Raw genomic sequence first — 12,020 nt, forward strand, 5'->3', positions numbered from 1 at the left:
TGAAAAAAACATGAGTTTTTCATATCCATTTTCAAAAGATTGGTCGACGGAAGAGATTATTGCCGTTGTTCAATTTTTTGAAGTCATAGAATACGCATATGAACAAGGCGTAAACCGAGAAGTATTGATGGAAAAATATAGACGATTCAAAGACGTGGTTCCTTCAATGGCAGAAGAGAAAACCTACTTCAGAGAATTCGAAAAAGAAAGCGGATATATTTGTTATCCAATCATCAAAAAAATGAAAGAGACAACTAAAGGCGCAATTATAAAAGGAACAGGGAAATAATCCCCTGTTCCTTTCAGACTGTAGTCAAACAAAAAATGAGTGAATATAACTGTATACTATTGAAAAAGAGCCTATGCAAGAAAATGTTGATTTCCATTACGGCGGACGCGTTTCGCGGGCACGGCTTCAGTCTCCTCGTCACTAGAAAAACCGGTGCTCCTGTTTCTGCATCGCTCTGCTAGCTTCGAAACATGAAAGTGCGTTGCATCGCTCTGCTAGCTTCGAAACATGAAAGTGCGTTGCATCGCTTCGCTAGCTTCGTCGCAAACGAATAGTGCAAACTTACATTTGCACTATCCGTTTCCTGCGGGGTCTTTAGCTCGTGCTGTTCCCGCTGAAAAGATTGGGACCAAAGGCATATTTGGTCCTAATCTTTGCGACGAGTAAGCGCAGGAGCAGTTGTTTTCCGCCGCCTCCACTCCAATCAAAAGAAATTGCTTCTGTAAGCTGTCTCTGCAAAATATATAAGTTAGAAGGTGGTTGGCTATTTCTGAAGACTCCTGCGGAAAAACGAAATAAGTTAGACCCCACAGGTTCAGCTGTCATAGACAGCTGAGCCGAGGAGGCTAGCGTTTCGTCCGCGGAAAGCGAAAGCAATAGCCGACCACAATCTATTTCGATAGATTGCAAAAAATAAGAACTCAATTTTTATACTTTTATATTAATTATTATTCTTTTGTCAACAAGCTGAAAGGAACAGGGAAATAATCCCCTGTTCCTTTATTTACTCGTAGTATTCTCTTGTTCATCGTACGCAACGCCTTCGTGACCAACATCCTGTTGGTCCGAGGAGGCTTGCCTGTTCGTCCGCGGAAAGGGAGCAGATTCCCTCATTTATTATAGGCTTTGTTAAACTATCATCCTATTGATTATTATCTATACGAGCTAGCCGCAAAAGGACATATGTAAATATGTTAAGTTATTTTTTCACCATCACATGATAAATTGGTAGTAATGCTTCGAACGTTTCTTCTGCAAATGAAGCAAATTCTTCTGCTGACATTTCAATTGCCTTTTCGCTAGGCAGGTGGCGGCCGACTAAAAACTCAGCTTTTTTGACATCATGCAACCTCGTCAACAGTGAGGGCAATTGTTCTTTATGAGCACCTTTGAGTTGAATTGCTTCTGGCGACATGTGGTCTCCGGAAATGATAAAGTCCTGAGGTAGTTTTTTAAATAAACTTTTCTTTTTCAATAATCTCTCGGCTATTTGTACTTTATCGGGTGCTTCATAAATGATAGCCAAGATAATGAACACATGCGTCCCCCATAAACCGATTTGAAAATGGGGAAGAGCTTTATAACCGCGTTTATATGGTGCGAATGCCACCCATGAATCCTTGGGCGGATTAACGGATCGTCTGGCGTGTTTAGCGACATGCGGATAGAATTCATCGCCCGTTTTACTTGAAAAGAATGATGCATATGTATGACCGAATGCTTCGAACTTTGGTCGGACTTTTTCAATCAAAGCTTGCATACGATGTTCTAATCCTTCTATCTGAAAGACCTCAAAATCTTCACTTTCCCACTTATATTTCATCTTTTTTTCCACCTTTCGTACTTCGTATGTTTAGTTTAATCAAAAAATGGGAAAAAATCTTGTAAGTAAGCTTTTTGAAGTTGACAAAACCAGCTTCGTGCCATATTGTATAAAAAACATTCTGAATATTTAGATAAAAGAAAAGGGGTGTAAGACATGAAACAAGTTGTCCACATCATTCGTAAAGAGGATGTTGAGAAAAAAATGATTTTCGGATTAAAATTAGAGCTTGACTATGAACTTGCCTCTTTGTACGATGCGATGCAAGAAAAAAATCAAGCGGAAATCGACAAGAGCAAAGTAAGGCTTGGCGAAATTCATAAGCAACTTAAGGCTCTCCATGCTTTACATTAGTGAAATAACCAGTCCTTATACGTAAGCAGACCTGATCGTCTATTTCTGACATCAGGTCTTTTTTTGTTTATAATTGAAAGAGAATGATTTGGAAAGGCGGCTAATCCATTGGAACTTCAACAACTCGATCGCTATGCAAAAGCATTAATAAAAGAAGCAGGCAGAAAGATTCGTCACTCATTGACAAATGAATTGGTTATAGAATCTAAAGTGGATGCCAATGATTTGGTAACCAATATGGATAAAGAAATCGAACAATTTTTCATTCAGCATATCCGAAAAGATTACGCAGGCCACTCTATTTTAGGGGAAGAAGGTTTCGGTGATGCCCTTCAATCATTGGAAGGCTACGTATGGATGTTGGATCCTATAGACGGAACGATGAATTTTATTCATCAACAACGGAATTTTGCCATATCATTAGGGATTTATAAAGATGGCATCGGACTTTTCGGTTACATATATGATGTCATGCATGACGAATTATACAGTGCACAAAAAGGGCATGGAGCCTATTTAAATGATGAACCGCTTCCGATGTTGGGAGCCACTACGATTTCCAAAGCAATTATTGGAATGAATGCGAGTTGGGTAGTACCGAATCGTCATGTTGACAATGAAGGTCTTATACGATTGGTCAAAGATGTACGCGGAATCCGTTCATATGGGTCTGCAGCGCTAGAACTTGCGTATGTTTCCACAGGACGTATTGATGCATACATGTCCATGAGACTCTCGCCGTGGGATGTTGCGGGAGGGGTTGTCATTGCTGAAGAAGTTGGCGCGATTGCCACTAATTTAAAAGGACAACCGTTAAAGTTTTTAGGACAAGATACATTTATTGTTGCACGCCAAAGTTTGCACGATTCATTAATTGAGAATTATATTACGCTTAAATAAAGGTTATTTAATAAAATGCATTTAGGAGCATTGCTTAAAATAGCCAAATAAAAAGGAAGGAACGGTGTAAATCCATTCCTTCCTTCCTTTAAATATTATTCGCAACGTAGTGTTTTTATAATGTTCCTTCGTCACGCATTTTCTTTTTGGTTTTAAAACCGAATCCCATAACAAGGATCAATATTGCAATACTGGCGAATATACCGATTACACTGCGTAAACCAACAGATATTCCAATTGCAAACATCGATAATAAAGCTAGTAGGGAATATAGTACAAATACCCATTTTATATTTTTCACAAAGTACCCTCCACAAAAGCGATAATATTCTTACAATTCTAAATCAGACAAATAGTAACAACATGTGCTATAATAACACAGTTAAGGACTCGAAAAAAGAATATGGAGTGAAACAATGACTAATTTACGTCAAGACTTAAGAAACATTGCAATTATTGCCCACGTTGACCATGGTAAAACAACTTTAGTTGACCAATTATTAAAACAATCCGGTACTTTCCGTTCAAATGAACATGTGGACGAGCGTGCAATGGATTCAGGTGATATCGAGCGCGAACGCGGTATTACAATTCTTGCTAAAAACACAGCGATTCAATATAAAGATGTGAAAATCAACATTCTTGATACACCTGGACACGCTGACTTTGGTGGAGAAGTTGAACGTATCATGAAAATGGTAGACGGTGTTCTACTTGTTGTGGATGCTTATGAAGGTTGTATGCCACAAACTCGTTTCGTATTGAAAAAAGCATTGGAACAAAACTTGCAACCAATCGTAGTTGTAAACAAAATTGACCGTGACTTTGCTCGTCCTGAAGAAGTAGTGGACGAAGTTCTTGAACTTTTCATTGAATTGGAAGCAAACGACGATCAATTGGAATTCCCTGTTATTTTCGCATCAGGTATGAACGGTACTGCAAGTCTTTCATCAGTTGCTGCAGAGCAAGATGAAAACATGCAAGTACTTTATGATGCAATCATCGAACACATCCCATCTCCAGTAGATAACAAAGAAGAGCCTCTTCAATTCCAAGTATCTCTTCTTGACTACAACGATTATGTTGGCCGTATCGGTATCGGTCGTGTATTCCGTGGAACGATGGAAGTGGGACAACAAGTTTCACTAATGAAGCTTGACGGCAAAATGAAAAACTTCCGTGTTACTAAAATGTTTGGTTTCATGGGTCTGAAACGTGTGGAAATCCAAAAGGCTTCTGCTGGTGATTTGATTGCCGTTTCTGGTATGGAAGACATTAACGTTGGTGAGACGGTTTGTCCTACTGAGCATCCTGAAGCATTACCAATTTTACGTATTGATGAGCCAACTCTTCAAATGACGTTCCTAGTGAACAACAGTCCATTTGCTGGCCGTGAAGGTAAATGGGTAACATCTCGTAAAATTGATGAGCGTCTTCAATCTCAACTTGAAACAGACGTATCTCTTCGCGTAGATCCAACTGACTCTCCTGATGCATGGGTTGTATCTGGTCGTGGGGAATTACATTTATCAATCCTGATTGAAAACATGCGTCGTGAAGGTTTCGAATTACAAGTTTCTAAACCAGAAGTTATCGTTCGTGTTATCGATGGTGTTCGTTGTGAGCCGGTTGAACGCGTACAAATTGATGTCCCAGAAGAGCATGTTGGTTCAATTATTGAATCAATGGGTGAACGTAAAGGCGAAATGCTTGATATGGTCAACAATGGTTCTGGTCAAGTACGCTTGATCTTTATGGTTCCTGCTCGTGGATTGATTGGATACACTACTGAATTCATGACGTTAACTCGTGGATACGGAATCATCAACCACACATTCGATAGCTACCAACCGATGCAAAAAGGTCGCGTAGGTGGACGTAGTAAAGGTGTTCTTGTGGCAATGGCTACAGGACAAGCATCTGAGTACGGAATTCTAGGAATTGAAGACCGCGGTACAATTTTCGTTGAACCAGGTACTGATATTTATGAAGGTATGATCGTTGGAGAACATACTCGTGATAACGACTTAACTGTTAATATTACGAAAATGAAAGCTGCCAATAACATCCGTTCTGCAAACAAAGAAGCGACAACTACACGTAAAAAACCACGTATCATGACGTTGGAAGAATCACTTGAATACCTAAACGATGATGAGTACTGTGAAATCACACCTCAATCAATTCGTTTACGTAAAAAAGTTCTTGATAAAAACGAACGTGAACGTGTTACAAAAAAAGCTAAAACAGCAGAAAATAATTAATCGTAATGGAAAGAGGTTGAGAAATCTTGGAAGAACAGCAATTTGTCTATGACAATATGTACCCAGTTGCGCGTTTCCTTTATGAAATCCTTCCCAACTACGATGTGGCAGGGTACGCTTTGTACCTTGTCATCTTCTTGCTATCAGCGGTAGTATACAAATTAGGATTTGCCAAAAAATTAAGAGTTGGTCAAAACATCGTGATTTACTTATTCTTGTTAATCGGATGTATCATGCTTACTTTTTTAGCTTTCTTCCTGCCAATAGTAGAAGGATTAGTTATCGCCGCAATGATATTAATTTTGTATAAAATTCGTTTGCATAATGAAAAAAAGAGAAGCGCTAGCGCAAGCTAGTGCTTCTCTTTTTTTTATATAACATGGGAAGTATCCATACATAAAACAAATGTGCGAGAGTCCAATACGCAAATGCATGCCAATCATCCCATTCAGGGACGTCTTTAATAGCAAGTTCACTTAGTAGAAAATATAAGCCAAAGGTCGGTAAACAAAGGGAAAAACTGAGTAACCATAGTTTTGGAAGACTAACTTCTACATGGAACCGATCCACAAGTCCAACAAAGACAAACGCGATGACAATAGAGATGAGTACATGAAACAAGAATTCAATCGTTTCAGTCAAATGTACTTCACCGATAAATGGAATGAAGTCAACATTCAGTAATAAAGTATAGACATTAATATTCGTTACAGATTGAATAAACTTCATTAAAAGTCCCAATAATATCCCGCTTAATATGCCAATGTAAAGAGAATTGACGAAACGAGGGAAGGTGAGCATTAGAAATCTTCTTCAATTCTGCGTGAGCTTTTATAAAAAACAAAGTCACCAGTTGCCAATCTAGCTTGTGTTTTTTCTTCTATACGCTCGTGGCAGGGATCACACATATACGTATGAATTGGTCGATTGCGCAATTTTTTTGCTTGTGGTGAATCATCAGGCAATTGGTTGATGGTATCACAAATGACACATTTTACACGCATCGAAACGACCTCCTAATCTACTCGTACTGCTTGTACATGCTTGATGGGATTTTCCAAGTTGGATCCATCTGCAAGAAGGACATAAACAGGGCCATCCTCATTTAAAGGTTTGCCATCCTGGCTATACTTGAAAATCAGTGAATCTGCTTGTTCTAAGGTGAAAGAATGTTCTTCGCCATTCTCAGTTTCAATAACTACTGATTTTGCGTTTTTATTCACTTCAGCATTTTTCAGAAAATGTTTTAAGTATATACCAAAAGTTCCTGTCAGGATTTTTGTCTTCTCGTATTTCTTCTCGGTTTTCAACGTTGGAGGATAAGTAGCACCTTCCATGATTTCCCGTGACCAATGAGCTGACATTTTTTTTGTGTATTCATCCAACTCGTTTTTTTCGAGTTGCTGTTCCGTGAAAAACGTTTTTAAGTCAATGCGTCGATCATCAAAAATCCATACACTTGGGTCTAAAGTTATTTTAAATTCCACATTCCCTTTAATAGGTATTATCGTTTCCATTCTATTGGTGCCTCCTTGCATGCTGCGTTTCTTCTACTAGTATAACGCTTTGCCTATAGGTAAAAAAGAATTAAGTTCGGAAAGATTCACTGTGGAAGCGATACTTGCATTTTTGTCACTAGAAAGATACACTTTATTAAGACTATATTAGGTGATGGGGGCGTCCTCATGGATACTAAATCTCAGCAATCGTACCAGCAGAAAGCTATGGATTTATTAAAAGCTGATGCAGAAAAAATAGCAAAATTAATTAAGGTTCAAATGGACCATTTGACGATGCCGCAATGCCCACTTTACGAAGAAGTCTTGGATACCCAAATGTATGGTTTATCTAAAGAAATTGATTTCGCTGTAAAATTAGGGCTTATTGAGCGTGAAGAAGGAAAGTTGCTTCTTTCGACACTTGAAAAAGAATTATCTGTATTGCACGATGCTTATACAGAGAAATAAGTAAAAAACTCAAACTCAACATGTGTTTGAGTTTTTTTGCTAGAAAAAAAGAAAAAGAGGTTTAAAATGATCCCATACATCAAGCGATATGCCAAAAACTTCGATTATCCATTATTTATTACATATATGTTTTTATGTCTGTTCGGTCTCGTAATGATATACAGCGCGAGCATGGTTTGGGCCGTCAATCGATACGATTTCGAGCCGGATCACTTTTACAAGAAACAAATACTAAACTTAGTTTTATCGGTCCCAGTATTTTTAGTAGGGGCTTTATTTCCATACAAACATTACCGCAAGAAGCCGATGATGATTGCCATGCTGGTTGTTATGTTCACCTTATTGGTGGCAGTTCATTTTGTCGGCTATGCTGCTGGTGGTTCTAAGAGCTGGATTGATCTTGGATTTGGGAACATTCAGCCTTCCGAGTTTGCAAAAATAATTATGGTGCTATATTTTGCCGGTGTATTTGCAAATAAAGCGAGAAAAGGTCCCATTGATAGTTTTAACCAATCTATTGCCCCGCCAGTAACAGTACTTGTTATGGCCGTTGCCTTGGTATTGAGTGAAGTAGATATGGGTTCAGCCATGATCATCTTTTTTACGGCAATTTCTGTCATGGCCGCAAGTGGTATTCGAATCCGGACATTTGTGAAAATTAGTGGCATAATCGTTGGCGCACTTGCTTTGATTACACCAATTTTGTATTTAGCACGTGATAAATTTATTACTGAACGTCGACTTGGACGTATTGAGGCTTTCCTGAATCCTTTTGAATATGAACAAGGCTTTGGATACCAAGTGGTAAATGGTTATTTGGCTATCGGTGCAGGGGGGCTGAAAGGTCTCGGACTTGGACAGTCGGTACAGAAACTGGGTTATTTACCGGAGCCCCAGACAGACTTCATCATGGCCATCATTGCAGAGGAACTTGGATTAGTTGGCGTGCTAATTGTTATCGGTGGTCTTGGGTTTATTGTATTGCGTGCATTGGTTATTGCTTTAAGAGCAGAGGATCCGCATGCGCGTATGATTGCCGCAGGTTTTGCGAGTATCATAGGATTCCAGACTTTTATCAATTTAGGTGGCTTGCTTGGTCTCATTCCATTAACAGGCGTGCCATTACCATTTATAAGTTATGGCGGAACTTCTGTTATTTTGTTATCGTTAGCTATGGGCATACTGTTAAATGTGTCTATGTTTGTCAAATACGAAAAAACGCGAAGCTAAGGAGTGTCGTCTCATTATGAAAACGATTCAGAAGATATTAGTAGCTAACCGCGGAGAAATTGCTATTCGCATTTTCCGTGCTTGTACCGAATTAAACTTGCGTACCGTATCGATTTATTCAAGAGAAGATAGTGTTTCTTTTCATCGATACAAAGCAGACGAATCGTATTTAGTAGGAGATGGAAAGAAACCAATCGATGCCTATCTGGACATCGAAGGCATTTTACAGATTGCAAAAACAAGTGGAGCAGATGCGATTCATCCTGGATATGGATTTTTATCTGAGAACGTGGAATTTGCGAGACGTTGTGAAGAAGAAGGGATTATTTTTATCGGTCCTACTTCAGCTCATTTGGACATGTTTGGCGACAAAGTCAAAGCACGAGAACAAGCTGTTCTTGCTGGCATCCCAGTAATACCAGGAAGTGACGGACCTGTTCAATCCGTTCAGGAAGTAAAAGATTTCGGTGAAGCAAATGGCTATCCTTTAATGATCAAAGCATCCTTAGGTGGCGGCGGTCGAGGTATGCGTGTTGTTCCCACTGCACAAGACTTAGAGTCGGCTTACGAACGTGCAAAATCAGAGGCGAAAGCAGCGTTTGGATCGGATGAAGTCTATGTAGAGAAATTTGTAGATAAACCGAAACACATAGAAGTTCAAATTCTTGGGGATAAGCATGGCAATTTGGTTCACTTGTATGAACGTGATTGTTCGATTCAGCGAAGACATCAAAAAGTAGTGGAAATCGCCCCATCCAATTCCATAACAAAAGAATTGCGCGACCGCATTTGTGATGCCGCGGTTCAATTAATGAATAATGTTCAGTACATAAATGCAGGCACAGTTGAATTTTTAGTTGCAGGTGATGAGTTTTACTTCATCGAAGTGAATCCGAGAATTCAAGTAGAACATACGATTACCGAAATGATTACCGGTATCGATATCGTTCATACCCAAATTCACATAGCAGATGGATCATCTTTATTTGAAGAAGAAATTGGCATGCCGTTGCAACAAGACATTCCACTTTTCGGATTCGCTATTCAATCCCGTGTGACAACCGAAGATCCTTTAAATCAGTTTATGCCCGACACCGGGAAATTGATGGTATACCGATCTGGTGGTGGATTTGGGGTGCGTCTCGATGCAGGGAATGGTTACCAAGGGGCTGTGATTTCCCCATATTATGACTCGCTACTTGTCAAAGTATCGACATGGGGAAAAACGTTTAAAGAAGCAGCCGCTAAAATGGATCGAAACTTACAGGAATTCCGTATCAGAGGTATAAAAACGAATATTCCTTTTTTAGAAAATGTAGTAAAACATAAAAACTTCTTAACAGGAAATTTCAATACCAGCTTTATTGATTCCACACCGGAATTGTTCCTCTTCGCAACCCGAAAAGATAGAGGGACAAAGCTACTGAATTATATCGGTAATGTGACAGTGAATGGTTTCCCCGGTATCGAAAAAGCATCAAAACCTGTGTTTGTCTTGCCAAGAAAACCACAAATAGATTTGCTTGTTCCGCCTACTGCGGGTACTAAACAAATTCTTAATGAACGTGGAGCAGAGGGACTAGTCAAGTGGATACATGAACAAAAAGATGTTTTGGTGACAGACACTACGTTCCGTGATGCACACCAATCATTGCTTGCAACACGCGTCCGTTCTCATGATATGTATGAAATTGCAGAGCAGTCGGCAAGAGCCATGCATGATGCGTTTTCATTTGAAATGTGGGGTGGTGCCACATTTGACGTTGCATATCGATTCCTTAAGGAAAATCCATGGGATCGACTCATTAAAATGCGTGAAATGATTCCAAATGTGTTGTTGCAGATGCTGATTCGTGGGGCAAATGCTGTGGGTTATAAAAACTACCCTGACAATGTTATCCGTGAATTTGTACAGACATCAGCAGAAGCGGGAATCGATGTTTTCCGCGTATTTGATAGTTTAAACTGGATCAAAGGGATGGAAGTGGCCATTGATGCAGCTCGACAATCAGGCAAAATAGCGGAGGCGGCAATTTGTTATACGGGTGATATTTTAGATGACAGTCGTGACAAATATACGGTCGCTTATTACAAAGAAATGGCAAAAGAATTGGAAGCAGCAGGTGCACATATTTTAGCCATTAAAGATATGGCTGGTTTACTGAAACCCGAAGCAGCATACCGATTAATTTCAGAATTAAAAGACACAGTTTCACTTCCGATTCATTTGCATACACATGATACAAGTGGCAACGGGATTTACTTGTACGGCAGAGCAATTGATGCTGGCGTAGACATCGTTGACACAGCGTTAGGAACGATGGCAGGACTGACATCCCAACCGAGCACAAATACGCTTGCGTATGCATTAAAAGGCAGTAAGCGCGAAGTGCGAACTGATATTAAAGCTTTGGAGAAACTTTCTCACTACTGGGAAGATGTACGGAAATACTACCAGGATTTCGAGTCTGGCATGATGAGTCCACATTCTGAAATTTATGTCCATGAAATGCCGGGTGGTCAGTATTCCAATTTGCAACAACAAGCGAAAGCAGTTGGCTTGGGTGAGCGTTTTGAAGAAGTAAAAGATATGTATTCAACCGTTAACTTGATGTTTGGTGATGTTGTCAAAGTTACGCCTTCATCAAAAGTTGTCGGTGATATGGCGCTCTTCATGGTTCAAAATGATTTAACGGAAGAAACGGTACTTACCCGAGGACAAACGATTGATTTCCCTGATTCAGTAATCGAGTTCTTCCAAGGATATATTGGACAGCCTTACGGAGGGTTCCCGAAAGAACTGCAACAGGTAATCTTAAAAGGACGAGAAGCGATTACAGTGCGCCCAGGTGAATTGTTGGAACCAGTCAATTTCGATAAGCTGAAAGAAGAGCTTTTCCATAAATTGAGTCGTCCGGTTACAAGTCATGAAGTACTGGCATATGCGTTGTATCCAAAAGTGTTCGATGAATTCTCGGATATTGTGAAGAAATTTGGTGATGTTTCCGTATTGGATACGCCAACCTTCTTGTACGGTATGCGCTTAGGTGAAGAAATCCAAGTGGAAATTGAGAAAGGTAAAACGTTACTCGTAAAACTAGTATCGATCAGCCAACCTCATTCGGACGGAAATCGCGTCCTTTATTTTGAATTGAATGGACAGCCAAGGGAAGTCATCATCCAGGACTTGACGATTGAATCGGATATTACACAAAAACCGAAAGCGGACGTCGGTAACCCTGATCATATTGGTGCTACGATGCCAGGAACTGTATTAAAAGTAGTAATAGATAAGGGTAGTCGAGTAAAGCGTGGAGATCATTTGCTTATTACTGAAGCGATGAAAATGGAAACAACTGTCCAGGCTCCGTATGACGGTGTTGTGAAAGAAATTCACGTCACTACCGGATCTTCTATTACAACGGGCGATTTGTTGATTGAAATGGAAAAAGAGTTGATTTAACACGATTCTG

The 12,020-nt window shown here is 39.7% G+C and carries 13 protein-coding genes; 8 read left to right on the forward strand and 5 right to left on the reverse strand.

Annotation, left to right across the window (positions count from 1 at the left end; genetic code table 11):
- Positions 1–10 precede the first annotated feature (10 nt).
- Positions 11–289: a UPF0223 family protein gene (locus tag AC1DSK_RS02605; RefSeq protein WP_016427824.1), complete on the forward strand. Its 279-nt coding sequence runs from the start codon at positions 11–13 to the stop codon at positions 287–289.
- Between the two features lie 919 nt (positions 290–1,208).
- Here the strand turns inward: AC1DSK_RS02605 and AC1DSK_RS02610 are convergent.
- A complete protein-coding gene (locus tag AC1DSK_RS02610; RefSeq protein WP_477546615.1) occupies positions 1,209–1,832 on the reverse strand; it encodes a YktB family protein in 624 nt (207 codons plus the stop codon).
- A gap of 156 nt (positions 1,833–1,988) precedes the next feature.
- On the opposite strand from AC1DSK_RS02610, the gene AC1DSK_RS02615 reads away from it, so the two are divergent.
- Positions 1,989–2,186 carry a hypothetical protein gene (locus AC1DSK_RS02615; protein WP_477546614.1) on the forward strand — a complete coding sequence of 66 codons (198 nt, stop codon included), beginning with the start codon at positions 1,989–1,991 and terminating at the stop codon, positions 2,184–2,186.
- A 108-nt stretch (positions 2,187–2,294) separates the two neighbouring features.
- On the forward strand, positions 2,295–3,086 hold the full coding sequence (locus tag AC1DSK_RS02620) for an inositol monophosphatase family protein (RefSeq protein WP_477546613.1): 792 nt from the start codon (positions 2,295–2,297) through the stop codon (positions 3,084–3,086).
- A 115-nt stretch (positions 3,087–3,201) separates the two neighbouring features.
- Here the strand turns inward: AC1DSK_RS02620 and AC1DSK_RS02625 are convergent, their stop codons facing one another.
- On the reverse strand, positions 3,202–3,387 hold the full coding sequence (locus tag AC1DSK_RS02625) for a YlaF family protein (RefSeq protein ID WP_477546612.1): 186 nt from the start codon (positions 3,385–3,387) through the stop codon (positions 3,202–3,204).
- A 115-nt stretch (positions 3,388–3,502) separates the two neighbouring features.
- On the opposite strand from AC1DSK_RS02625, the gene typA reads away from it, so the two are divergent.
- A complete protein-coding gene (typA, locus tag AC1DSK_RS02630; protein WP_016427819.1) occupies positions 3,503–5,350 on the forward strand; it encodes a translational GTPase TypA in 1,848 nt (615 codons plus the stop codon).
- Between the two features lie 26 nt (positions 5,351–5,376).
- Positions 5,377–5,706 carry a YlaH-like family protein gene (locus AC1DSK_RS02635; RefSeq protein ID WP_016427818.1) on the forward strand — a complete coding sequence of 110 codons (330 nt, stop codon included), beginning with the start codon at positions 5,377–5,379 and terminating at the stop codon, positions 5,704–5,706.
- Here the strand turns inward: AC1DSK_RS02635 and AC1DSK_RS02640 are convergent.
- From AC1DSK_RS02640 to AC1DSK_RS02650, 3 genes are all read right to left on the reverse strand, one after another.
- Entirely contained in the window at positions 5,693–6,079 is a 387-nt protein-coding gene (locus tag AC1DSK_RS02640) for a hypothetical protein (RefSeq protein ID WP_477546611.1), read from the reverse strand. The genes AC1DSK_RS02635 and AC1DSK_RS02640 overlap by 14 nt on opposite strands.
- A 71-nt stretch (positions 6,080–6,150) precedes the next feature.
- Positions 6,151–6,354, reverse strand: a complete 204-nt coding sequence (locus AC1DSK_RS02645) for a YlaI family protein (protein WP_016427816.1) — start codon at positions 6,352–6,354, stop codon at positions 6,151–6,153.
- Between the two features lie 12 nt (positions 6,355–6,366).
- Positions 6,367–6,867 (reverse strand): peptidyl-prolyl cis-trans isomerase, encoded by a 501-nt coding sequence (locus AC1DSK_RS02650; RefSeq protein ID WP_477546610.1) that lies wholly within the window; start codon positions 6,865–6,867, stop codon positions 6,367–6,369.
- 168 nt (positions 6,868–7,035) lie between these two features.
- Here AC1DSK_RS02650 and AC1DSK_RS02655 point away from each other — a divergent pair, with 168 nt between their 5' ends.
- The 3 genes from AC1DSK_RS02655 (at position 7,036) to pyc (ending at position 12,010) form a co-directional block, all read left to right on the forward strand.
- Positions 7,036–7,317 (forward strand): Fpa/YlaN family protein, encoded by a 282-nt coding sequence (locus tag AC1DSK_RS02655; RefSeq protein ID WP_016427814.1) that lies wholly within the window; start codon positions 7,036–7,038, stop codon positions 7,315–7,317.
- Positions 7,318–7,383: 66 nt separating this feature from the next.
- Positions 7,384–8,547: an FtsW/RodA/SpoVE family cell cycle protein gene (locus tag AC1DSK_RS02660; protein ID WP_477546609.1), complete on the forward strand. Its 1,164-nt coding sequence runs from the start codon at positions 7,384–7,386 to the stop codon at positions 8,545–8,547.
- A gap of 16 nt (positions 8,548–8,563) precedes the next feature.
- Positions 8,564–12,010: a pyruvate carboxylase gene (gene pyc / locus AC1DSK_RS02665; protein ID WP_477546608.1), complete on the forward strand. Its 3,447-nt coding sequence runs from the start codon at positions 8,564–8,566 to the stop codon at positions 12,008–12,010.
- Positions 12,011–12,020: the final 10 nt, after the last annotated feature.

This window comes from Paenisporosarcina sp. P4_B8, from assembly GCF_056402175.1.

Excerpts from the sequence above, each read along its gene's own strand:
- AC1DSK_RS02655 (WP_016427814.1), top strand. The coding sequence starts at position 7,036 with ATGGATACTAAATCTCAGCAATCGTACCAGCAGAAAGCTATGGATTTA.
- AC1DSK_RS02650 (WP_477546610.1), bottom strand. The coding sequence starts at position 6,867 with ATGGAAACGATAATACCTATTAAAGGGAATGTGGAATTTAAAATAACT.
- AC1DSK_RS02645 (WP_016427816.1), bottom strand. The coding sequence starts at position 6,354 with ATGCGTGTAAAATGTGTCATTTGTGATACCATCAACCAATTGCCTGAT.
- AC1DSK_RS02615 (WP_477546614.1), top strand. The coding sequence starts at position 1,989 with ATGAAACAAGTTGTCCACATCATTCGTAAAGAGGATGTTGAGAAAAAA.
- typA (WP_016427819.1), top strand. The coding sequence starts at position 3,503 with ATGACTAATTTACGTCAAGACTTAAGAAACATTGCAATTATTGCCCAC.
- AC1DSK_RS02610 (WP_477546615.1), bottom strand. The coding sequence starts at position 1,832 with ATGAAATATAAGTGGGAAAGTGAAGATTTTGAGGTCTTTCAGATAGAA.
- AC1DSK_RS02605 (WP_016427824.1), top strand. The coding sequence starts at position 11 with ATGAGTTTTTCATATCCATTTTCAAAAGATTGGTCGACGGAAGAGATT.
- AC1DSK_RS02640 (WP_477546611.1), bottom strand. The coding sequence starts at position 6,079 with ATGAAGTTTATTCAATCTGTAACGAATATTAATGTCTATACTTTATTA.
- pyc (WP_477546608.1), top strand. The coding sequence starts at position 8,564 with ATGAAAACGATTCAGAAGATATTAGTAGCTAACCGCGGAGAAATTGCT.
- AC1DSK_RS02660 (WP_477546609.1), top strand. The coding sequence starts at position 7,384 with ATGATCCCATACATCAAGCGATATGCCAAAAACTTCGATTATCCATTA.